The 21,696-nt window shown below is 51.0% G+C and carries 22 protein-coding genes; 3 read left to right on the top strand and 19 right to left on the bottom strand.

Going from position 1 to position 21,696, the window contains the following annotated elements; genetic code table 11:
• Window positions 1-5: 5 nt before the first annotated feature.
• From hisP to BL249_RS18590, 12 genes are all read right to left on the bottom strand, one after another.
• On the bottom strand, window positions 6-779 hold the full coding sequence (hisP, locus tag BL249_RS01365) for a histidine ABC transporter ATP-binding protein HisP (RefSeq protein ID WP_099705085.1): 774 nt from the start codon (window positions 777-779) through the stop codon (window positions 6-8).
• A 9-nt stretch (window positions 780-788) separates the two neighbouring features.
• Window positions 789-1,505, bottom strand: a complete 717-nt coding sequence (locus BL249_RS01360) for an ABC transporter permease (protein WP_099705086.1) — start codon at window positions 1,503-1,505, stop codon at window positions 789-791.
• Window positions 1,502-2,188, bottom strand: coding sequence for a histidine ABC transporter permease HisQ (locus BL249_RS01355; RefSeq protein ID WP_099705087.1), 687 nt, complete (start codon window positions 2,186-2,188; stop codon window positions 1,502-1,504). The genes BL249_RS01360 and BL249_RS01355 overlap by 4 nt, the downstream gene beginning before the upstream one ends.
• A gap of 88 nt (window positions 2,189-2,276) precedes the next feature.
• Complete coding sequence (gene argT / locus BL249_RS01350) at window positions 2,277-3,059, bottom strand: lysine/arginine/ornithine ABC transporter substrate-binding protein ArgT (protein ID WP_099705088.1); 783 nt, start codon at window positions 3,057-3,059, stop codon at window positions 2,277-2,279.
• 253 nt (window positions 3,060-3,312) lie between these two features.
• Window positions 3,313-3,894 (bottom strand): UbiX family flavin prenyltransferase, encoded by a 582-nt coding sequence (locus tag BL249_RS01345; RefSeq protein WP_099705089.1) that lies wholly within the window; start codon window positions 3,892-3,894, stop codon window positions 3,313-3,315.
• 76 nt (window positions 3,895-3,970) lie between these two features.
• Window positions 3,971-5,485 (bottom strand): amidophosphoribosyltransferase, encoded by a 1,515-nt coding sequence (gene purF, locus BL249_RS01340; RefSeq protein WP_099705090.1) that lies wholly within the window; start codon window positions 5,483-5,485, stop codon window positions 3,971-3,973.
• A 35-nt stretch (window positions 5,486-5,520) separates the two neighbouring features.
• Entirely contained in the window at window positions 5,521-6,006 is a 486-nt protein-coding gene (gene cvpA, locus BL249_RS01335; RefSeq protein ID WP_099705091.1) for a colicin V production protein, read from the bottom strand.
• A gap of 218 nt (window positions 6,007-6,224) precedes the next feature.
• Entirely contained in the window at window positions 6,225-6,932 is a 708-nt protein-coding gene (dedD, locus tag BL249_RS01330) for a cell division protein DedD (RefSeq protein ID WP_099705092.1), read from the bottom strand.
• The gene (gene folC / locus BL249_RS01325; protein WP_099705093.1) at window positions 6,922-8,190 is read right to left on the bottom strand and encodes a bifunctional tetrahydrofolate synthase/dihydrofolate synthase; all 1,269 of its coding nucleotides are present in this window, start codon (window positions 8,188-8,190) and stop codon (window positions 6,922-6,924) included. Before folC ends, dedD begins: the two co-directional genes overlap by 11 nt.
• Before the next feature lie 56 nt (window positions 8,191-8,246).
• The gene (gene accD, locus BL249_RS01320) at window positions 8,247-9,149 is read right to left on the bottom strand and encodes an acetyl-CoA carboxylase, carboxyltransferase subunit beta (RefSeq protein WP_099705094.1); all 903 of its coding nucleotides are present in this window, start codon (window positions 9,147-9,149) and stop codon (window positions 8,247-8,249) included.
• Window positions 9,150-9,681: 532 nt separating this feature from the next.
• Window positions 9,682-10,428, bottom strand: a complete 747-nt coding sequence (locus tag BL249_RS18595) for a hypothetical protein (protein WP_143354763.1) — start codon at window positions 10,426-10,428, stop codon at window positions 9,682-9,684.
• A 315-nt stretch (window positions 10,429-10,743) separates the two neighbouring features.
• Window positions 10,744-11,439, bottom strand: a complete 696-nt coding sequence (locus BL249_RS18590; protein ID WP_143354762.1) for a hypothetical protein — start codon at window positions 11,437-11,439, stop codon at window positions 10,744-10,746.
• Between the two features lie 715 nt (window positions 11,440-12,154).
• Here BL249_RS18590 and BL249_RS01305 point away from each other — a divergent pair.
• Window positions 12,155-12,880: a sulfotransferase family 2 domain-containing protein gene (locus tag BL249_RS01305; protein WP_158233082.1), complete on the top strand. Its 726-nt coding sequence runs from the start codon at window positions 12,155-12,157 to the stop codon at window positions 12,878-12,880.
• A 126-nt stretch (window positions 12,881-13,006) separates the two neighbouring features.
• On the opposite strand, the gene BL249_RS01300 is transcribed toward BL249_RS01305, so the two are convergent.
• The 5 genes from BL249_RS01300 to BL249_RS01280 all read right to left on the bottom strand — a co-directional run bounded on the left by BL249_RS01300 (window position 13,007) and on the right by BL249_RS01280 (window position 17,611).
• Entirely contained in the window at window positions 13,007-13,672 is a 666-nt protein-coding gene (locus tag BL249_RS01300; RefSeq protein WP_099705098.1) for a DedA family protein, read from the bottom strand.
• Window positions 13,673-13,698: 26 nt separating this feature from the next.
• The gene (gene truA, locus BL249_RS01295; RefSeq protein WP_099705190.1) at window positions 13,699-14,514 is read right to left on the bottom strand and encodes a tRNA pseudouridine(38-40) synthase TruA; all 816 of its coding nucleotides are present in this window, start codon (window positions 14,512-14,514) and stop codon (window positions 13,699-13,701) included.
• Window positions 14,514-15,524, bottom strand: coding sequence for an aspartate-semialdehyde dehydrogenase (locus BL249_RS01290; protein WP_099705099.1), 1,011 nt, complete (start codon window positions 15,522-15,524; stop codon window positions 14,514-14,516). Before BL249_RS01290 ends, truA begins: the two co-directional genes overlap by 1 nt.
• Before the next feature lie 92 nt (window positions 15,525-15,616).
• A complete protein-coding gene (gene pdxB / locus BL249_RS01285; protein WP_099705100.1) occupies window positions 15,617-16,744 on the bottom strand; it encodes a 4-phosphoerythronate dehydrogenase PdxB in 1,128 nt (375 codons plus the stop codon).
• A gap of 57 nt (window positions 16,745-16,801) precedes the next feature.
• Window positions 16,802-17,611, bottom strand: coding sequence for an AraC family transcriptional regulator (locus BL249_RS01280; protein ID WP_099705101.1), 810 nt, complete (start codon window positions 17,609-17,611; stop codon window positions 16,802-16,804).
• Between the two features lie 95 nt (window positions 17,612-17,706).
• On the opposite strand from BL249_RS01280, the gene BL249_RS01275 reads away from it, so the two are divergent.
• The gene (locus BL249_RS01275) at window positions 17,707-18,609 is read left to right on the top strand and encodes a DMT family transporter (protein ID WP_099705102.1); all 903 of its coding nucleotides are present in this window, start codon (window positions 17,707-17,709) and stop codon (window positions 18,607-18,609) included.
• A 139-nt stretch (window positions 18,610-18,748) separates the two neighbouring features.
• Window positions 18,749-19,771 (top strand): flagella biosynthesis regulator Flk, encoded by a 1,023-nt coding sequence (gene flk, locus BL249_RS01270; RefSeq protein WP_099705103.1) that lies wholly within the window; start codon window positions 18,749-18,751, stop codon window positions 19,769-19,771.
• Here flk and BL249_RS01265 read toward each other — a convergent pair.
• Together BL249_RS01265 and BL249_RS01260 are read right to left on the bottom strand one after the other, a co-directional pair.
• Window positions 19,768-20,217, bottom strand: coding sequence for a rhodanese-like domain-containing protein (locus BL249_RS01265; protein WP_099705104.1), 450 nt, complete (start codon window positions 20,215-20,217; stop codon window positions 19,768-19,770). The genes flk and BL249_RS01265 overlap by 4 nt on opposite strands.
• A gap of 184 nt (window positions 20,218-20,401) precedes the next feature.
• Complete coding sequence (locus tag BL249_RS01260) at window positions 20,402-21,598, bottom strand: MFS transporter (RefSeq protein WP_099705105.1); 1,197 nt, start codon at window positions 21,596-21,598, stop codon at window positions 20,402-20,404.
• Window positions 21,599-21,696 lie beyond the last annotated feature (98 nt).

Raw genomic sequence — 21,696 nt, 5'->3', positions numbered from 1 at the left:
TACGGTTATTTCAACGCACCGGAAAGAAACTGCTGCAACCGTGGGCTTTTCGGACTGCCAAAAACCGCATCCGGTTTTCCCTCTTCTTCTATCCGGCCCTGATGCAAAAAAATCACATGGCTGGAAACGTGACGAGCAAACTCCATTTCATGGGTCACCACCACCATGGTTTTCCCCTCTTCGGCCAGCTTTTGCATAATGCGCAACACTTCACCCACCAGCTCAGGGTCAAGCGCGGATGTCGGTTCGTCAAATAATAATACTTCCGGCTCCATGGCCAGCGCCCGCGCAATCGAAACCCGCTGTTGCTGACCGCCGGAGAGGTTGACCGGATATTTTGCCCGAGCGCGCTCATCAATGCCCACCTTGTCGAGGTAGTGAACGGCTCGTTCGCGTGCAGCCTGTTTACTCAATCCCAGCACCTGCACCGGCGCTTCCATTACGTTTTCCAGCACCGTCATATGGTTCCATAAATTAAAGTGCTGAAAGACCATCGTTAGCCGGGTACGCAGTAAACGCAGTTGTTCTTTATTGGCTACTTTAAGCTGGCCATCACTGTCCCGGACCAGATTAATATTGACCTTATTAACCGCAATTGAGCCTTCGCTGGGTTTTTCGAGAAAATTGATGCAGCGTAAAAAAGTACTTTTCCCTGATCCGGATGAACCGATAATACTGATAACATCACCGGCGTCGGCCCGCAGCGATACGCCTTTTAACACCTCATGTTCGCCATAATGTTTATGGAGATCGGTAACCTGCAATTTGTTCTCAGACATACATTTAACTCAGTGAGACGATGAGGGTTTAACGTGTTGCAGCCAGCGTTTTTCTGCTTTGCGAAACAGACTAATCAACACATATGAAATTATCAGATACAGTAGCGCAGCAATACCAAATGCGGTGAATGGCTGGTACGTCGCAGAGTTAATATCACGGGCAACTTTCAGCAAATCCGGCACCGTTGCCGTAAACGCCAGCGCGGTGGAATGTAACATCAGAATCACTTCATTGCTGTAGGCCGGTAGTGCACTACGCAACGCTGACGGCAAAATAATGCAGCGATACAGCTTAAAAGTTGAAAACCCGTAAGCGCGTGCCGCTTCAATTTCACCGTGGGCCACCCCACGAATAGCGCCGGCAAAAATTTCGGTGGTATAAGCACAGGTATTCAGGGTCAGCGCCAGTAAGGTACAGTTCAGGCCGCTGCGAAAAAAAGCATTGAGCAGTTCATTTCCTTTGACGATTTCCAGGGTATACATGCCGGAATAAAAAACTAACAGCTGAACATAAAGCGGCGTACCCCGGAAAACATAAGTAAACAACCACACCGGCAAACGTAGGGCTTTATAGGGGGAAACACGAGCGATCGCCAGCAATACCGCGATACATCCGCCTGTCACCACCGACAGCACCAGTAACCATAGCGTGATGGCGACACCAGAGAAACGGTAACCGTCTGTCCATAGCAGGGCTTTCCAGTACTCCTGAATGATTTCTATCATAAGTCAGCCCTTTTTACGCCAACGGAATAGCGTTTATCCAGCCACCAAAGCACCCCGTTTGACACCGTGGTAAACGCCAGATAGATTACGCCGGCCACAAGGGCGAAATAGAACGGTTGCCAGGTACTTTTTCCCGCCAGCTGGGTCGCCTTTACCACGTCTTCCAGCCCCAGTAAGGAAACCAGTGCGGTTGCTTTAAGGATAACCTGCCAGTTATTACCAATACCCGGCAAGGCAAAGCGCATCATCGCCGGAAACAAAATGCGGCGAAATGTCTGCGAGGCGGTGAAACCAAAAGCGACGGCAGCTTCAATTTGTCCCCTGGGCACCGCCAGATATGCCCCCCGGAAGGTTTCGGTAAAATAGGCGCCGTAGATAAAACCCAGGGTAATGATACCGGCCACCATCGGATCGATATCAAACTGGTTAATCCCTAACAGGTCGGTGATATGATTAAGCGCAATCTGCAGACCGTAAAAGATAAGTAGCATCAACACCAGATCGGGAACTCCACGAATCAGAGTGGTGTAGCCTTCAAAGATCAGCTGAAAAAAACGGTTAGCGGAAAGTTTTGCCCCGGCACCAATCAAACCAATAATCACGGCCAGAATTACCGCGCTCAGTGCCAGCTCAAGGCTGACTATTGTCCCATGCAAAATAACTTCAGAATAACCATACAGCATAGAGTAATCCTGTCTTCTCCGATCTTTCCCGCGTTCTGCTCAGGCAGCAAAACAGAGCCCCTGAGCGGGGCCCTTATGACAGTGTTACTTACTCGCCGTACACGTTAAAATCAAAATACTTTTTCGCCAGCTTATCGTAAGTGCCGTCTTTACGCATGGCGGCAAACGCCTTATCAATCGCTGCTTTCAGATCGGTGCTCTCTTTTGGCAGCCCCATGCCGGTACCCACGCCAAAAATTTTATCGTCTTTGACCGCCGGGCCGGCAAAGGCATAGGCTTTACCCATCGGCTGCTTAAGGAAACCTTCGCTGGCCGCTACTTCGTCCTGGAACGCCGCATCAATACGACCAGCCGTCAGATCCTGATAGACCAGATCCTGATTGGCATAAGGGGTAATAGTGACGCCCTGGGGACGCCAGTACTGATTAGCATAAGTTTCCTGGGTGGTACCCTGCAACAAACCGATATTTTTCCCCTTCAGCGACGCCAGCGTCGGCTGAATGGATGAGCCTTTCGGTGCTATCAGGCGTGCGTTTGCAGCATACAGCTTATCGGAAAAGGCAATTTCTTCCTGACGTTTCGCGGTGATCGACAAAGAAGAGATGATGGCGTCGATTTTCTTTGCCTTTAAAGAAGGAATTAACGCGTCAAAGTCACTTTCCACAAAAGTACACTTTGCCTCGATGCGTTTACAAATCTCATTCGCCAGATCGATATCAAACCCGACTAATTGACCCTGGGCATTTTTTGATTCAAAGGGTGCATAAGTGGGGTCGGTACCAATACGCAGTGTCTTGGGCACTGCGGCCAGCGCGTTGCCAACACTGGCGACAGCCAGAAGTAAAGAAAGCGCCAGGAGCTGCTTTTTCATAGTTAACCCTCGGATGAAATGATTTTTATTATCTGTATGTTGTGCTTGCCTGATATTTAGCAGTTTTCATGCCACAAATACCGCAACGCTAAATTTTGTTAACGCGACAGTAGCCAATACAGTGAACACTGCTTCAGAGCTTGCGCAAAATATATAACAGGTTTGTCCGCAGGAAGCGGTAAGAATGTTGCGTTCTGGTGCATCCAATGCAGAAAATGCGATTCAGCACCCTGCCCGGCACCAAAATGGTGCGTTACGGTGCCGGGTTTGCCCCTTGCCAGCGCGTAAATAAATCTTCTGGCAGCGTAATATCAAACTGATCGATCACCCGGTTTATCGTCTGATCAACAATATCCATTACGCCAGCAGGCCGGTGATAAAACGCCGGTACCGGTGGCATCACCACCGCGCCCATTTCCGCCGCGGCCGTCATCATCCGCAGATGGCCAAGATGCAACGGGGTTTCCCGCACGCAAAGCACCAGACGCCGGCGCTCTTTTAACACTACGTCAGCCGCGCGGGTAAGCAAATTATCGGTATAACCGTGCACAATGCCGGAAAGGGTTTTAATCGAACAGGGCAGGATAATCATTCCCAGGGTTTTAAAAGAACCGGAAGAGATGCTGGCGGCAATGTTGCGCCCATCGTGCACAACATCGGCCAGGGCATGCAGGTCACGCAAACTGAAATCGGTTTCCAGCGCCAGGGTCTGACGCGCGGCCTGACTCATGACCAGATGCGTCTCTACGCCGTCAACCTGCTGCAATATTTGCAGCATTCTGACGCCGTAAAGGGCACCACTGGCACCTGAGATACCTATTATCAGTCGCTTCATTGTCTATCCTTAAAACAAAAGGGCCGGAATCGCTCCCGGCCCATTGTAGCTGATTTGAAAACATTGAGCGGCAAAATTACCCTTCGTTATGCATCTCAAGGCTTTCCACTTCGTTTTGCCGCGCCAGTGCCTTGGCATCATCATTACGCAATGACTGGAGATATTCCAGATAACGCTGGTCGACATCCTGAGTGACATAGACGCCGTTAAACACCGAGCATTCAAACTGTGTAATGTCCGGATTCTCTTCACGTACGGCTTCAATCAAATCGTTGAGATCCTGAAAAATCAACGCATCCGCTTTAATCAGTTGCCGGATTTCTTCCACTTCACGGCCGTGCGCAATCAGTTCAGTCGCACTCGGCATGTCAATACCATAGACATTTGGAAAGCGAATTTCCGGTGCGGCAGAAGCCAGATAAACCTTTTTCGCTCCGGCTTCACGCGCCATTTCAATAATCTGTTCTGACGTGGTGCCGCGTACAATTGAGTCGTCCACCAGCAACACATTTTTGTCGCGAAACTCTGCGCGATTGGCATTCAGCTTGCGGCGCACCGCGCTGCGGCGCATCTGCTGGCCCGGCATGATAAACGTCCGTCCGACATAGCGATTTTTCACAAATCCTTGCCGGTAGGGTTTGTCGAGAATACGTGCAATTTCCAGCGCAACGTCCGTTGAGGTTTCCGGAATCGGAATAACCACATCAATATCCAGGTCTTCCCACTCGCGGGCAATTTTTTCCCCGAGCTTGGTCCCCATGCGCACCCGGGCACTGTATACCGATATTTTATCAATAAATGAATCCGGCCGGGCGAAATAAACATATTCAAACAGGCAAGGATTACTACGCGTATTCTCCGCGCACTGCCGGGTAAACAGCTGGCCTTTTTCGGTAATATAAACCGCCTCACCCGGCGCCACATCGCGCAAAAATTCAAAACCGAGGGTATCAAGGGCGACGCTTTCAGACGCAACCATATATTCAGTACGGCCATCGTTTAGTGACCGGCGGCCCAGTACCAACGGGCGGATACCGTTGGGATCGCGAAAAGCCACCAGACCGTGTCCGATTATCATGGCAACGCAGGCATAAGCACCACGGACTTTGCCATGCACGGCCGCAATAGCGGCAAAAATATCGTCTGCCGCCAGCGGATGCTGAAAACGATCCAGCTCTTCGGCAAAGATATTTAACAGGATTTCCGAATCGGAGGTGGTATTGACATGGCGGCGGCCGCTTTCAAACAGATAGCTGCGCAGCTGATGGGCATTGGTCAGGTTACCGTTATGCGCCAGAGTAATACCGTAAGGTGAATTGACATAAAAAGGCTGTGCTTCAGATGCACTGGAACTGCCGGCCGTGGGATAACGTACGTGGCCAATCCCCATATTTCCCTGCAAACGCTGCATATGACGTGCCTCAAACACATCATTCACCAGACCGTTAGCTTTACGCAGTCTGAAACAGTGAGTGGCATCAATAGTCACAATGCCTGCGGCATCCTGGCCACGGTGCTGCAGCACCGTTAACGCGTCATAAATTGACTGATTTACCGGCATGAAACCGGCGATCCCGACAATACCGCACATGCTGTAATTTCCTCATAGCCGCTGCCACGGCGCAATTACCGCGGCATAAAACTCGACGTGCTTTTCAGATAGTCAAAGAACCACCTGATGATGGAACTGAACTCCGGGATAAGCTGGGACTGCTGCCAGTCAGGACTTTTTGAAAACCCGGTAAACGTATCGAGGAAAAATAAAATTGCCGCCACGATCAGCACGCCACGTAGCGCCCCGAAACAGACCCCCAGCACGCGATCGGTACCTGACAACCCGGTTTTCTCAACCAGCGATCCAATAACATAGTTGACAATCGCACCGACCACCAGCGTCGCAATAAACAGTACGGCAATGGCGATACCATTACGAACCAGCTGATCGTCAAAGCCGGTAAACCAGACCGCAAGGTAAGGATAGTAATGACTGGCGACAAAAAACGCACAGCCCCAGGTTACCAGTGACAACGCCTCGCGAACAAACCCGCGAATCAGGCTAACCAGTGCCGAAAAACTAATAATGCCAATGATGGCGTAATCAATCCAGATCATGAACTATTCCAGCGACAAGGCCCCTGCATCCAGTTCGGGGCGCATTCTAACAGAAAAAGAAAACGTTTGCGTAGGGTTTTGCCGTCTGGCGGGAAAGAAAAACCTGCCGTGTAGATAATGGGTTAATTTACCATAAATCAACATAGATTCACGCCGGAAAAATGACGCAAAACACAACGATTCAGCCACATTTACGGAGGCTGAACCGCTGCAACCCTCTAACGCACGCTATAAGGTTTAACCACGCCCCCCAAGCCGCTTAGCGCTTTCAGTTCACCCACTGCAGACTGCATTTTGGCTTTCGAGGCATCTGGTCCGACGTAGATGCGGGTAATTTGTCCCTGCACCGGTGTGGCAGGAACCGTATAAGCCCGGTAACCTGATAAGCGCAGCCGGGCGACGATTTCATTTACCCGGGCGGCATTTTTCAGCGCACCGAGCTGTACCACCCAGGCCTGACCGACAGGCACTTTTTCTGTCTGCGGTGCGGGCGCAGGAGCCGGCCTTGATTTTGGCGGCGCCGGGTGCTCCGGTCTGGCCGGCGGTTTTTCAATCGCTTCAGGCGCAGCCGGTTTCGCTGGAAGCGGTTTCGGCAAGGCCGGTTTTAGCGGCGGTGGTGTGACAACCGCCGGCCGGTCCGTCTGCTCAGGGGCACTGCTGGCAGGATTGTCGCCGCGAGCGGCCACGCCGCTGTTCGCTGAAGCCGCAGCCCCTGCACCTTCCGGCGGCTGGGCCGGTAATGACTGGGTTACCGGCGGTACCATATCCGTATCCTGCTGGTCACCGGGTTTTGGAACCAGCGGGATGGCAGCAAATTCTTCTTTATAATGCTTTTTTTTACCGTCCAGCAGACCCGGAAGAATAATGACACCAAGCGCCACAATTATTACCGTCCCCACCAGGCGATTCTGAAACTTACTGGCCACGACCCTTCTCCGTTTCCATTGTTTCCAGTACATCAGCTACGGTGTGAAACGAGCCACAAACCAGCACAATATCGTGTTCCGAGGCCTGCGTCATCGCCTGTCGCCAGGCAATGGTAACTGAATCATAATTTTTTGCCTGTGGCAGATGCAGCGTCAGTTGCTGCGCACTGGCACCACGTGGTCCCGGCAGCGGGGCGCAATACCAGTCATCAACCACCTCGGCCAGCGCGGCCAGCGTACCGGCAATATCTTTATCCTGTAACATCCCGACCACGGCATGCACTTTCCCCCGTGGCATAATCCGGGCTATCTGGCCGGCAAGGTAGCGGGCAGCATGTGGATTATGTGCCACGTCAAGGATAACTCTGGGTGACCACTGCACTGTCTGAAAGCGGCCTGTCAATACCACGCTTGCGATATGACTGCGAATAACCGCTTCACTGACCATCAGTCCTGAGGTTGCCAGGGCTGCCAGGGCCGTAGCGGCATTTGCCAGCGGTATCTGTGGCAGTGGTAACCCATCAAGTACCGCGCCGTTATGGCAAAATGTCCAGCTATTATCATTCTGCTGTAACCACCAGTCCCGGTCACGACACAGCAGCTGAGCGCCCTTCTCTTGTGCCACTGTGGCTATGCTGTCAGGCATATCCGGCTCCCCCACCACCGCGGGTTTGCCGGCACGAAAAATACCGGCTTTTTCCCGGCCGATGCTTTCACGGTCAGGGCCAAGCCAGTCGGTGTGGTCAAGCGCAATACTGGTAATCACCGCAACATCGGCATCAATAATATTAGTAGCATCTAAACGGCCACCGAGTCCGACCTCAAGAATCACCACGTCAAGCATAGCCTGACGGAATAACCATAGCGCCGCCAGCGTACCGTATTCAAAATAGCTTAATGATGTTGCAGCGCGACCTTTCTCAATCGCAGCAAAGGCCTCCGTGTGCGCCGGATCTGCAAGTTCGTGCCCCTGAATGCGCACCCGTTCATTATAGCGCACCAGATGGGGTGAACTGTAAACGCCAACCCGGAATCCTGCGGCCAGTAACAGCGTTTCCAGCGTGCGGCAGGTCGTCCCTTTACCGTTAGTGCCCGCTACGGTAAAAACAAATGGCGCCGGTTTAAGCAGATCGAGCGCCACAGCAACCTGTCGCACCCGGGTCAGACCCAGTTCAATTGTCTGACTATGCAGATTTTCCAGATAATAAAGCCACGTCGCAAGGGGCGACGTGGCTTCAGGTGTTTGAAGATTGTCCATGGATACCGTTAGTTAGTGACGATAGATGACGGGAGGAAGCGCCTCCCGGTTATCGATCAGGCTTCATGGCGCTCAATGGCACTGTCTGCCTGAAATGACGTTTCTTCCGGTTCTGGCAGATTCATCATTTTTGCCAGTATTTTCGCCAGTGTGAAACGCAGGACCGGGCGGCGAATAATCATATCAATCGCCCCTTTCTCAATTAAAAACTCACTGCGCTGAAAACCGGCAGGTAATTTCTCGCGTACTGTCTGTTCAATGACCCGCGGACCGGCAAAACCAATCAACGCTTTAGGTTCGGCGACATTAAGATCGCCAAGCATAGCGAAGCTGGCAGAGACCCCACCCATTGTCGGATCGGTCAGTACCGAGATATAAGGCAAACCTCTTTCGCGCATTTTTGCTAACGCGGCGCTGGTTTTCGCCATTTGCATCAGCGACATCAGCGCTTCCTGCATACGTGCTCCGCCGGAAGCAGAAAAGCAAATCAACGGACTGTTGTCTTCAAGCGCTTGTTCCACCGCACGGACAAAACGCGCGCCGACCACCGACCCCATTGAGCCGCCCATAAAAGAAAATTCAAACGCTGCGGCAACCACCGGCATACCGTACAGTTCACCTTTCATGACGATCAGCGCATCTTTTTCTTCCGTTTCTTTTTGCGCTGCGGCCAGGCGATCTTTGTACTTTTTAGAGTCGCGGAACTTCAGTACATCTTTCGGTTCCAGCTCACTGCCCAGTTCATGCAGCGTTCCCCGATCTAACAGGCTGTGCAGCCGCTCACGTGCATGCATACGCATATGATGGTCACATTTGGGACAAACTTCCAGGTTTCGTTGTAATTCGGCGCGGTAAAGCACCTGACCACAGCTATCACATTTGGTCCAGACACCTTCAGGGATACTGGCTTTACGCGTCGGGGTTGTGCTTTTACTGAGTATTCGTTCAATCCAGCTCATTGATAATAAATAATCCGGTTTGTTGTTTAAAATCAGGGACTTGAGGAATTATCTGGCGTAGTATTTATGCGTCATTAGACCACAATCCACCCCATTACGCCACCTGTATATCAATGAGATACATACTCATCTGACAGCCGAATTCATAGCGTCCGGCGTCGGCCGATAAAAAATATCAGTCAATCCCTCTCTGTGTTGACGAACAGATTTATACCAAACTATAGATTATTTAAACCCGCGTATCACATCTGTCACCTGCCGTTGGTGCGCCAGACTAGTAATAGCGACGGCAAATAAAGATGGGCAATGTCCTGCTCACACTGTCGCTTACCCGACAGGAAACGAAGAAGAATCGCAGCACAACCACGCGCCTGACTGCATTTATTTACCGCTCAGCGTCAGTGAAAAAGCGCGATGCTTTTCACCATCAGCATGGCGCTTTTTAGGCCGTTCAGTCCTCCGCTCAGCTGTCTGAATGGTCAATGCCCTCAGAAGACATTTTTGCCCATGCTAGCGAGGGCTTGAGCTGACCTCAGTCAGCCAGCAAAAGCGAATCTGTTGCGATACATACAAGACATCTATTCCCTAAAATGGCACAACGAATATTGCAATTTATACAATCATTATTAACCGGATCAAGTGACCCTGGCTGATAGTCACTCCATAATTCACGGCATTGTTGCCGAAGATGAGTGCCAATCGACCAGGGAGAGAACGTTTCGCGGCAAGAAAATGCCGCCCATGGTGGGCATACGGCCTGGAATCCCCTCCAGAACTGAATTTTATTTCTGACATTTTCATTATGTCTGTTTCTGTAAATCCATCTTAACTCGCTACCGGTTATAGATTTAAATTGTCTGTCGTTAGAGTCCCGAACATTATTTTTATGAACAACCGAATGAATATCTAATCCATCTAAGAGAAAGTGGATATGCCTGTCAGCCTGCAAGCTGGTTACCCACAACAATCCGCCTTTACATTTCCTTGCAACATTTACATCCTTATGATATTTGGCTTTGCGAATACAACGATATTTCGGGTGTTTTTTTATCATTTTCAAAAACAAACGCTGGTCTGGTGCTTTAGGATGATATTGAGAATGTGGATTAATACGCTGCTGTTTTTTTTCATAGGCCATTACGGCGTATCTGTCTATACACAGCGGAAATACCTTTTCAGGAATATCATTACATCCAATAAAAATAGTACGTTCCTCATGCAGTCCATAAATAAGATCACCGGGTTGAATATATCTTCTAAAAGGTTCAAAAAAAGGCATCGCCTTTTACTCCCATTGTTCTGACCAGATGAGATGTCAGATTAATTTTAAGTCGTAATATTATAAGATTAAGTGAATAATCTGGCTGTTTGCGCCTTATCCTGTTTTGCAACTATCTTATTCACTTCGTTTTTATAAAAACACGTGAAAGATCATCAGGCGAATATTGCAAAATTAGCTACTATAGCTACTCGACTGACCGACGGCATGCCCATTACCCTCAAAAAACAATGGCCGGTGTCAGTGAGAACAGGATTACGGCTTCAGTCAGCCTGAAAACATTGTTCTGTCAGCGTACTCATCAGCGCATCTGCGCTATGAAATTGAACAACGGACATTGCGATTTTTACGATCATTATTATTCGGATAAAGTGACTTTGGTCGATAGTCATTCCATACCTTATGGCGTTGCTGCCGCAAGAAAGTAGCTATCACCCATGGAAAGGGGGTATCGTGGGAAGCAGAAGTTTCCCATGGAGGGCATACTGGGCGCTGATGTTTCCAGAACTGAACTTTATTTATGACATTTGGATTATGCCTGTTTCTATAAATCCATCTTAATTCACAACCTGTTATAGATTTAGATCGTTTGTTTTCCCAGTCCCTCTCATGATTCTTATGAACAACCTGATTAATATTCAATCTATCTAATATAAAATGAATATGCCTGTCAGACTGGGTTCCGGTTATCCACAACAACCCACCCTTACATTTCCTGGCGACATTTATTGCAGACGGACAGTCATCCTCAATAATCCTGCTGTATTTTTCATGCTGTTTTATTACTTCAGAGAAATCATCCTGATCGGGTGCTTTAGGGATAAATTGACTAGTCGGTTTAGTATTCTGGATTTCTTCTTCATATGGCATTACCGCATACATATCTATATAAAAAGGAAATTGACTATTATGAAGGTTATTCTTCCTGACCAAAAAACTACGTTCTTCCCTCACTCCATAAATTAAATCACCGTCTTTAACATCGGTTCTGAAAGGTTCAAAAAAATGCATCGATTTTTACTCCCATTGCGTTAACTTATAGTTAATATATTTAATTTAAACTCATTCATTGGGTTAAATTACTGACAAACATCCAGACCAGGCATGACATAGCATAGTGGCCAATGGGTGATACCAGTATTTATCAAAAAATTTTAATATTCTCCGGGCGCTTCTGGTCTGTATCTTTCAGCCCTCTGCCGACGGCTCCTTACCGGGGCACAGCCTGCCCAGTGAGTCCTTCTCATTCCACGTACGAAAACGGCCAGCAACAGAATGCGTTGAACATATTTTTTTGAAAATTTCAAAATTAATAAAAACCCTTAACCAGATATTTCAATATTTACATAAAAATATTAATATCAGCCTAATTGTATGATTTATGTATTATTTTAGTAAATTTTGGTGAGATTAAATTATTATCAGAAAGCTGTCAAATTACTGTCTTACGATTATCATTACAAAATGTTCCGTTAATTACCGCTCCGGACTATGTAATAAAATCATGAGATGCTATAAATATAAGTCCAAATCATTATCAGCGGAATATTTAGCATGAATGAAACAGACATCTCTTTTGCGTATAATTATTATCTGCAACGCGAAGCAGATCCACAGGGGATGGCGATGTATAAGCAGTCTTCGCGGGCGTTGAAAGATCTGGAGTACGATCTATTTTATTCAGACCGAGTTTAAAAAAAATAACAACATATTAACGTATCCACGCGTGAAGGTAGGGCGAAAAATTTGTATATTACCCGAGGCAAAAATTGTCTACGTTCCTATCGCTAAAAATGCCCACACCTCGCTCACCGAAGCTTTTCTGAACTACAAAGGAATCGATTGGGAAAAACTACCGATAACTGATCAATACGTTAAGACTCATGGCAATGAAGAGCATAAGTTTCATGCTGCAATTGAAGAAAATGAGACAGGCGTATTAATAAAAGATTTGCCTCCCCGTATCATCCATGAAGCATTGAACTCACCTGATTATCTACGCGTGGCTATCATGAAAGACCCCTTTAAAAGACTAATAAGCGCTTACAATCATCTGGTAGTGCAGTCGGTCAGGGATAAAATCATCCGCAGAAATACTGACGCCATCTGGAAATATTTTGAAAGAGAGGCAACAGAAAAGGTGAGTTTCATTGAGCTTATCAAATATATCTCATGCGTTCCGGATCACGAAATAGACCCGCACTTCGCCCCCCAGCACACGTTTATAAGCAATTTTAATATAAATAAAATTATACCAATAGAAAAGCTCCATTTACTGGAAGAAATTATCGAGCAAAGGTCCGGTAAAAGTTTCAAAATCAAACATATGAACACACATTCTGCTTCGTTAAAAAAAGAAGATGTCGTGGTCAGTGATCAAGTGAAACGCTTCATTTATGACAGGTACTGGATAGACTTTAAGCTGTATAACGAGGCCGTTGCGCAAGCTTAAAATACCAGACAGACATGAATAATAGCAGCGTTAGCTAAGCTGACTGAATACCGGTGACGTCACGCTGATATCACCGGATAGATAAGTCGTTAGCTGACAAAGCGGGCCACAGGGCGGTATGCGGTTTTACTGAACATTTTGCTGGCGGCGCGCCGCACGGCGATGACGCCAGACTTCAATAACGCCGGGCAGAACAGAAACTAAAATGATTGCCACAATCAGATAATGAATATTCTCTTTGATTCCCGGCAGGTTGCCAAAGAAATAACCGGCATAAGAGAACAACACCACCCAAAGAATACCACCAGAAATATTGTACAGGGCAAAATGGCGATAAGACATACTGCCCATTCCGGCAACAAAAGGCGCAAACGTACGAACAATCGGTACAAAACGCGCCAGAATAATGGTTTTACCACCGTGTCGCTCATAGAACTGATGGGTTTTATCCAGATAGCTGCGCCGGAAAATTTTTGAGTCCGGGCGACTGAATAATCGCTCACCAAACAGCCGGCCAATGGTGTAATTCACTGCATCACCAGCGATGGCTGCAACGCACAGTAAAAAGACCATCATATGAACATCAAGCGCGCTGCCAGGAACCGCCGCCAGCGCACCGGCGACAAATAACAACGAGTCTCCCGGCAGAAAAGGCGTCACCACCAGCCCGGTCTCGCAAAACAGAATCAGAAACAGAATGGCATAAATCCAGACGCCATACTGGGCCACCAGCGCCTGCAGATGAACATCAATGTGCAATATAAAATCAATTAACTGATGAATCAGTTCCATGCAAACATCCTTCTTACCATCTGGCGTTAATCTTCAAGGAACAACGGCCCCATTGGGGAGTGTGGTAATGCAAATTCGCCCGGATAATCCACTGCGACAAGATATAAGCCTTCAGCGCGGGCCGTTGCCGCTGCCAGTGTGCGATCTTTCGCCGCCAGCAGTTCGGCCATCCAGCCAGCATGCTGATTACCGCAACCAATCTCCAGCAAACTACCCACAATATTACGTACCATATGATGAACAAAGGCATTAGCTTTAATGTCCACCACCACATAAGCCCCGTAGCGGCGCACCTGAATGTGCATCAGATTACGCCAGGGAGTACGTGACTGGCATTGAACAGCACGAAAAGCAGTAAAATCGTTTTCCCCCAGTAAACACTGGGCAGCATGATGCATTTTTTCTGCATCCAGCGGGTGATAGAAATGTGTCACGCCCCGCCCCAGTACTGCCGGGCGTAGCCGGTGGTTATAGATAATATACCGGTAACGGCGAGCGGTAGCACTAAAACGGGCATGAAAACGCGGGTCAACCTGTTTTGCCCAGCGCACAGCAATATCCGGCGGCAGGTTAGCATTTACCCCCAGCGTCCAGGCACCATCAGCCCGAATTGACGGCGTGTCGAAATGCACCACCTGGCCGGTGCTGTGAACACCGGCATCGGTGCGGCCGGCACAAAACACCGTTACCGGATGATTAGCCACCCGGGATAATGCCTGTTCAAGGCAGGCCTGCACGCTGGCCACCTCCTGCTGTCGCTGCCAGCCATAATACTGGCTGCCATCGTACTCCACCCCCAGCGCAATTTTATATCCTGCCCCAGTATCCGGCGTTTCATCTATCAATACAGGTACTCCTCAATCAGCTTCTCAGCTGTTTTTATCGCCATCAATGCCCCGGAAAAACGGATATTATCAGCCACGGTCCACAGCTGTAGCTGCTCCGGCATACCATAATCATTACGCAGATTACCCACGCTAAGCCTGGCATTACCTGAAGCATCGGTGACCGGAGTCGGATAATCGGATTCTTCTGATAATGAAATATCGTCAGCACGCTGCAAATGCTCCCGCGCCTCTGCAGCAGAGAGTGGACGCAGACTTTCCAGCTGAACAATCTGCGCCGTTCCATAAAAAACCGGCGCCTGCACGGTACTGGTCGCCACCGGCAATCCCTCATCCTGTAATACTTTGCGCAGCTGGTCGACAAGGCAACGTTCATCGCTGACGCTGCCCTGTGCATCCGCTAACCGCGGCAGCAGGTTAAACGCCAGCTGACGACCAAAAAAAGCCTCATCCACCGGTATACCATTTAGCAGACGTGCACTTTCCCCAGCCAGCGAGTCTACCGCCGCTTTGCCCTGTGTTGATACCGATAACAGGCTGGTAACACTCAGTCGCGCCAGGCCGGCTTCGTCGATCAGTGGCTTAATCGCCGTTAACAGCTGGCAGGTCAGGCTGTGTGCGACGCTGATAATATTGCGGTTACGGTAATCAGTTAGTACCTGAGGATTCACCTCAGGTACCACCAGCGGGACATCAGGTTGCAGGGCAAAAAGCCCGCTGCTATCAATTACCAGACAACCCGCTTCCGCCGCCTCTTCGGCATAGCGTGCCGAAGCCTCGCGGCCTGCAACAAAAAAGGCCAGCTGAGCCTGAGACCAGTCAAAATTTTGCGCATCATTAACCTGCAGTGTGCGCCCGGCAAAACGCACGGTTTCACCGGCACTGCGCTCGCTGGCCAGCAGCCAAAGGTTACCCAGCGGAAACTGACGTTCAGCCAGCAGCTCAATGAGCGCCTCCCCTACGGCACCGGTTGCCCCCAGTAGCGCAATATTCCAGCCGTCAGACATGGTTTTAACTCCAGACAGTATCGTAAAAACAGAGGGCGGTGATATTCACCGCCCTGGATTCAGATTTTTCCCGCATCACAGGATGGCATGATTCAGCGCACAGACGCACTAAAGCCTAATGCGTTGAGCTGTGATGCAATTTGTTGATTATCGCATGTTACATGCAGTGACGACCACTCACGTCGTTCCTGGTAAGTTTTGCGCAAGCGATCGAACCCGCCGGCTAACGCCGCATGTTTTCTTAGCAGCGCATCATCACGGCGCACATCATACACCAGATGTGCCAGTCGTTTCAGCGTTGCCTGATCAACGGCCCCATGCAGGTCAACGGCAGAAAAATCTGCCACCGGGAGCAGTGACGCCAGCGCCACCGGATCCGGCGCGCCAAGAAAACGGCACCAGGCCTCATAAACCTGGGTGGTTCCGCGCGCTTTTCCTTCCAGGGTATAACCGGCAATGTGTGCGGTGGCAATATCGACCTTTGCCAGCAGCGCCAGAGATAAATCGGGTTCCGGTTCCCAGACGTCAAGCACCACGCTGAGGTCGCTGCGCTGCTGCAACAGCCTGAGCAACGCCTGATTATCCACCACCGCGCCCCGGCAGGCGTTAATCAGAATGCTAGCGGGTTTTAACGCCTGCAAACGTGTTTCGTCCATCAGATGCCAGCTACGAAAAGGACCATCTTTATACAATGGCGTATGGAGTGTGAGAATGTCAGCCTCGGCAATCAGGCTATCAACATCGGTAAAATGCCGATCTTTTTCGCGTTCAGCCCGCGGCGGGTCGCAAAGCAAGGTACGCACCCCCAGCGCCTGTAAACGCTGCTGCAAACGCGCGCCAACGTTGCCCACGCCAACAATACCGACGGTACGTTCACTGAGCAAAAATCCGTCACGTTCCGCCAGCAATAACAAGGCCGATAAAACATACTCAACCACGGCAATGGCATTACAGCCTGGCGCAGCGGAAAACGCCGTTCCGCGCGCCAGCAATGCCTGGTGATCAATATGATCGGTGCCCGCCGTCGCGCTGCCGACAAACTTCACCGGGGTTCCCGTTAGCAGCGGCCCATTAACATGGGTTACCGAGCGCACCATCAGCCCATCAGCATGATTAAGCAGTTCTGGCGGAATAGCACGTCCGGGAACCGCAACAACGTCACCCGTGCGGCTAAACAGCTCGCGGGCGTAAGGCATATTTTCATCAACCAGAATTTTCACAACGTGCGTCCTGATAGTAAAGACAGGTAACAGATAATGCCACAACGTCAGCCGTAATTAACCGTCTGATAGTGGCTGTTCGCGCTCTTTTTGCCCCTGTCCCCGGTAACGTTCAGGCGTGGTACCCGCCTGCTGCTGAAACATGACAATCAGCGCCGACGCCGAGCTATAGCCCAGTTCAAGGGCGGTTTCCTGTACGGTTAATCCCTGTTCCAGCAATGCAATAGCATGTAAAAAACGCAGTCGCTGACGCCATTCGCTAAAACCCATCGCCAGTTCAGACTGACAGCGGCGCGCCAGCGTGCGTTCCGTGGTGAATACCCGCTTCGCCCATTGTGCCAGCGTGGTATTGTCGCCGGGATGGGCTTCCAGCGCAGCGAGTACCGGGGCCAGCAGCTTATCCTGACTGGTTGGCAGATAGCTGTTTTGCGGACTGGCACGCAGTAACTGATCGCACAATACCTGGCAAAGACGCTGCTCCTCCGGCGTCACCGGCATCAGTAAATGGCGGGCTGAGCATTCATCCATAATCGCCATCACCACCGCGCTGACCTTCAGCAGGCAGGGGTAGGACGGCATGGCGCTGCAGAGTCCGGCTGGCAGATTAAACGTGCGAAAATGCGCCTGTTTGCGGTTATAGCTGGCATGTTCCATCGCCGGCGGCACCCAAACCGGATAACCGGCCGGGGTTAACAGACGCTGGCCGGCAATAAAAATCTCCAGAATATTTTCGCGCACAAATATCACCTGTCCCCACGGATGACAATGAGGAAGATATTCGGTTTGCGCATTCGCCCGTTCATAACGAAAGAAAACCGTTTTAGCTTCTTCTGCTCGCGCAGCATGGAACGTTCGCTGTTGGTGCATTGTCTTATCCGGCGCTTATTTTGTCTGATTTTAATTATCTGTGGAAAATAAGACAAGCTACAATGGAACCTGATAACAGCGGTATCAGGTGATCTATGAACGTGCTTTTTCCCCTTCTGGCGGTTTTTATCTGGTCGGTAAATGCCATTGTCAGCAAACTTTCCGCCACGGCTATCGACCCGGCAGCCATCTCTTTTTACCGCTGGCTGCTGGCGCTGATTATTCTGACGCCGATTGCCCTGCCCGGCGTATGGCGCCAGCGCGCTGAAATCCGCCGGATCTGGTGGCGGCTTTTCCTTCTCGGGCTGCTGGGCATGGTGCTCTACCAGAGCCTTGCCTACTACGCCGCACATAGCGTCAGCGCACTGTTTATCGGTATCCTGAACGCCCTGATTCCTTTACTCACCGTGTTATTCAGCGTCGTGCTACTGCGACTGGCACCCACCCGCGGTATTGTAGCTGGCAGTCTGATTTCATTTGCCGGTCTGACATGGCTGGTCACTGCTGGCCATCCACAGCAATTATTTCAGCACGGACTGGGCAAAGGTGAGCTGATGATGCTGGTCGCTTCCGCCTCTTACGCTTTATATGGCGTGTTAACGAAACGCTGGTCGTTGACCCTGCCAAACTGGCAGAGCTTATATATGCAAATTTTATTTGGCGTGCTGATGCTACTGCCCGGTTTTCTACGGGCGCCGGATGTCAGCCTGACCATGAAGAATATTCCCCTGGTGATATTCGCCGGGCTTGGCGCCTCGCTTATTGCACCTTATCTGTGGATCCAGGGCGTGCTACGCCTTGGGGCCAGCAACTCATCATTGTTTATGAACCTGATGCCACTCATTACCGCCGCTATTGCCGTTATTTTTTTGCATGAGCCGTTACACGGTTATCACTTTGTTGGCGGCGGGATGACGCTGGCTGGCGTCTGGCTGGCGCAAAGGCTGAAGACACCTCTGCGACGGAAGGAGATAAAACCAGTGGTGGAAGCAGAATAAGTGGCGCTAACAGCAGAAAATAGTTTTAGCGAATAGCCTGATGCAGCCTCTGTTTATTAGCCGATGAGGTTGCTATCATAGCGCCCACTGTTCGTCCGGCGCGCCCCGGATATCGCCGCGTTTTTCTGAGGATCCAGCCATGCAACCACTGAATGGCCCTGGTGCGCCGCTGCCGGGCAATCGCCCTCAGCCGGCAACACCAGCCACTTCCGGCGATTCACCAATGAGTCCGGCCCAGCGTACTTCACTGGAGCGACTGGTGATCAAATTGCTGGCGATAAGCTCACTCAAGTCCCCGGAAGTCTGGGCTGGCATCCGCCATCAGGTTGGGGTGAAAAACGACAACGAGCTGCTGGCCCGTCACTTTCCAGCCGCTGAGCAGTATCTTAATGCACGTCTGAGTGAAGCCCAAACCAGCCATGGTACCCGCCAGCTGCAACAGCAGCTCACCGCCATGCTGCCGCTGGGAAATAACCGCCAGGCCGTGAGCGATTTTATTCGTCAGCAGTTTGGCCACACGGTGCTCAGTACCTTAACCCCGGATCAGCTACGGCAGGTGCTGACCATGCTGCAAAGCGGCCAGATGACCATCCCGCAGCCCAGACTGAATCCGGCAACCGATCGCACGTTGCTACCCGCTGAACATCAGGCTCTGAATCAGCAGATCACCCGACTGGCCGCGACTACCGGCGATGCACCGGCCAGCATATGGACGCATATACTGCAGCTGGTGAATCTGCAAAGTGGCGATCCGGTACCTTCGCGTTTTTATCCCCTGTTGACACAATATCTGCATGTGCATCAGACCCTCAGTCAGCACAGTGCTCCAACGCTCAGCCTGCTGGTCGCGTCGCTGAAACAGCCACCGGCACCGCATGAACATCGCCTGCTGGAAGAGACCCTGGCTCAGCAGTTTCAGCTGACACCATCCTCGACGCTGAGCGGCGCCCAGGCGCAACTTTTACTGGATACACTGTTCAGCCAACGGGCCGAGCGGCTGCGTGAACAGCGTCTGGCAGACAACGCCATTGCGCCTCAGCCAATCGTTGCGCCAGTATGGGGTTTTCTTCCTGGCTTTATGCAGTCTGCCATCCGGCGACCGTTACTGAGCATGTTTATCGCACTGGCCGTTGTGATTCTGCTGCTCTGGCTGCTGCGTTAACAACCACAGTCAGGCAAGCTGATGTCAGGCCAGCTGCCGGGTTCGCTTCCCTGTATCAGTGGATGGTTATCCCGGCACCAGAAATCAAGCCCGCCAATCAGTTCTTTAACCCGAAAACCGGCGGCGGCCAGCCTGAGCGCTCCACGGGTTGAACCGTTACAGCCAATACCATCGCAGTAAGTGACATAAACTTTATCCGCATCCAGGCAACGAAGGCGCTCGTCAGTCATTTCGCGGTGCGGAAAGCTGATAGCACCGCAAATATGGCCATTGTGATATTGCGCTGCCGAACGGGTATCAATGACGACCAGTGCTTCAATACCCGCCGCCAGATCCTGAGCCAGGTCCCAGGCATCAGTATAATAACTCAGCTTATGGCGCAGGCGGGCCGCATTTTCCTGCGCGTCAGGGGGAAGATATTGCATGACAAGCGATTGCCGGGACATGGTGGTTTCCTGTTACTGAGTAGGCTAAATAGTGTAATCACAAACCCGACTATAACAGCTTCAATCCTCACCGGTAAGGCGCCGGTAGCCGTAAGTCGCAGCCTGGTCAAAGACTTTGCAGCCCCTGCGTCTGAGCGCTTTTCCGGCACCTGCATAATGGATATTGCAACATTATCGCGGGTAATCAGCTGCCGGCTGGCGCAGAAGCCGGCTGTGCGATCAGTTTTAACACCAGTACCGCCCCAACGGCAGCACAGGCGGCGCTGGCAAGGTATACCGAACCATAGCCATGCGCCGTGGCCAGCATGCCGGTAAAAGGACCACTGGCACCATAAGCAACATCCTGAAACGCTGAGAAGGCGCCAAGCGCAGTTCCACGTACCTGCGGCGCTACGCGTTTTATCACCTCCACGCCCAGCGCCGGAAAGTTAAGCGAACAACCACAGCCTGTCAGAGCAGCCCCCAGCAAAGCCATGCCTCCGCTAGTGGCAAATCCCAGTAGCAACAGGCCGGCAAATTCAACCAGCAACGAAACCAGCGCAACTTTACCCCCGCCTAATTTATCGGGCAGTCCGCCAAACAGCAGACGTATCAGCACAAATGCTAACCCGAAAGCGGTCAGCGCGAAGCCGGCATTATCCCAATACTGCGCAGCAAAATAGAGCGAGATAAAGGTACCAATAACGGCAAAACCGGTGCCCTGTAACGCTAGCGCGACACCTGGCGTCATGATCTGACCAACCACCCGCCACAGCGAGGGACGTTCACCACCGTGCGGTGCCACAGCCGGCACCCTGACATTAAACAGCAGGGCCATCAGCGGAAGCAGCAGACATCCCGCGCTTAACGCCATAAATCCCCCCAGACCGTGCAACCACAAGCCAAGCGGCGCCCCGGCTGCCAGTGCGCCGTAAATCGCCATGCCATTCCACGACATCACCTTCCCGGAACGCGTCGGCCCTACCAGACCTAATCCCCAGGCAAGATTACCGGTCAGAAGCTGACTTTCACCAAAGCCAAGCAGTAGTCGCCCGGCCACCAGCAGCGCAAATTTGCCGCTCACCGGCAGGGGCAGTATTCCGGCCAGCAGATAAGCAATACCAACCAGCAGGAAGCTACAAATACCCTGCATCACCGAGCGCTTTGCCCCCCGCTGATCGGCAATGCGCCCGGCATACCCCCGGGTAAGCAGAGTGGCAAAAAACTGAATGCCAACCGCAACCCCCACCATCACATTATTCAGCCCAAGTTCCTGATGAACAAACAGCGGGATGACCGGCAACGCTAAGCCGGCAGTCAGATAGGTAAGAAAGACCGAAAATGAAATGCGGGCCAGATAGGCATTGCCCTGCCTGACGGGAGGATAAGCGGTTGATAACATCAGTCACATACTCCTTGTTGTGAAGTCAGTGCCATTATCTTGATCATGTCTCACCAGCCTGTCAGGTCGCTGACGGGTAGGTAGGTATGTATGCTTGC

Source organism: Erwinia sp. OLFS4 (genome assembly GCF_002752165.1).
In the GTDB taxonomy this organism is placed as follows: Bacteria; Pseudomonadota; Gammaproteobacteria; order Enterobacterales; family Enterobacteriaceae; genus Izhakiella.
Note: the sequence above shows the minus strand (reverse complement) of the source record. Positions and strands in the feature narration are given on the sequence as shown.

What these genes read in the sequence shown, in the direction of transcription:
- BL249_RS01345 (WP_099705089.1), bottom strand. Translation starts at nt 3,894, where the DNA reads ATGAAGCGACTGATAATAGGTATCTCAGGTGCCAGTGGTGCCCTTTAC.
- BL249_RS01300 (WP_099705098.1), bottom strand. Translation starts at nt 13,672, where the DNA reads ATGGAACTGATTCATCAGTTAATTGATTTTATATTGCACATTGATGTT.
- BL249_RS18595 (WP_143354763.1), bottom strand. Translation starts at nt 10,428, where the DNA reads ATGCCTTTTTTTGAACCTTTTAGAAGATATATTCAACCCGGTGATCTT.
- accD (WP_099705094.1), bottom strand. Translation starts at nt 9,149, where the DNA reads ATGAGCTGGATTGAACGAATACTCAGTAAAAGCACAACCCCGACGCGT.
- BL249_RS01265 (WP_099705104.1), bottom strand. Translation starts at nt 20,217, where the DNA reads ATGTCCCGGCAATCGCTTGTCATGCAATATCTTCCCCCTGACGCGCAG.
- cvpA (WP_099705091.1), bottom strand. Translation starts at nt 6,006, where the DNA reads ATGATCTGGATTGATTACGCCATCATTGGCATTATTAGTTTTTCGGCA.
- BL249_RS01360 (WP_099705086.1), bottom strand. Translation starts at nt 1,505, where the DNA reads ATGATAGAAATCATTCAGGAGTACTGGAAAGCCCTGCTATGGACAGAC.
- folC (WP_099705093.1), bottom strand. Translation starts at nt 8,190, where the DNA reads ATGGACAATCTTCAAACACCTGAAGCCACGTCGCCCCTTGCGACGTGG.
- BL249_RS01280 (WP_099705101.1), bottom strand. Translation starts at nt 17,611, where the DNA reads ATGCACCAACAGCGAACGTTCCATGCTGCGCGAGCAGAAGAAGCTAAA.
- BL249_RS01275 (WP_099705102.1), top strand. Translation starts at nt 17,707, where the DNA reads ATGAACGTGCTTTTTCCCCTTCTGGCGGTTTTTATCTGGTCGGTAAAT.
- argT (WP_099705088.1), bottom strand. Translation starts at nt 3,059, where the DNA reads ATGAAAAAGCAGCTCCTGGCGCTTTCTTTACTTCTGGCTGTCGCCAGT.
- flk (WP_099705103.1), top strand. Translation starts at nt 18,749, where the DNA reads ATGCAACCACTGAATGGCCCTGGTGCGCCGCTGCCGGGCAATCGCCCT.
- purF (WP_099705090.1), bottom strand. Translation starts at nt 5,485, where the DNA reads ATGTGCGGTATTGTCGGGATCGCCGGTTTCATGCCGGTAAATCAGTCA.
- hisP (WP_099705085.1), bottom strand. Translation starts at nt 779, where the DNA reads ATGTCTGAGAACAAATTGCAGGTTACCGATCTCCATAAACATTATGGC.
- BL249_RS01290 (WP_099705099.1), bottom strand. Translation starts at nt 15,524, where the DNA reads ATGTCTGACGGCTGGAATATTGCGCTACTGGGGGCAACCGGTGCCGTA.
- BL249_RS18590 (WP_143354762.1), bottom strand. Translation starts at nt 11,439, where the DNA reads ATGCATTTTTTTGAACCTTTCAGAACCGATGTTAAAGACGGTGATTTA.
- BL249_RS01260 (WP_099705105.1), bottom strand. Translation starts at nt 21,598, where the DNA reads ATGTTATCAACCGCTTATCCTCCCGTCAGGCAGGGCAATGCCTATCTG.
- BL249_RS01355 (WP_099705087.1), bottom strand. Translation starts at nt 2,188, where the DNA reads ATGCTGTATGGTTATTCTGAAGTTATTTTGCATGGGACAATAGTCAGC.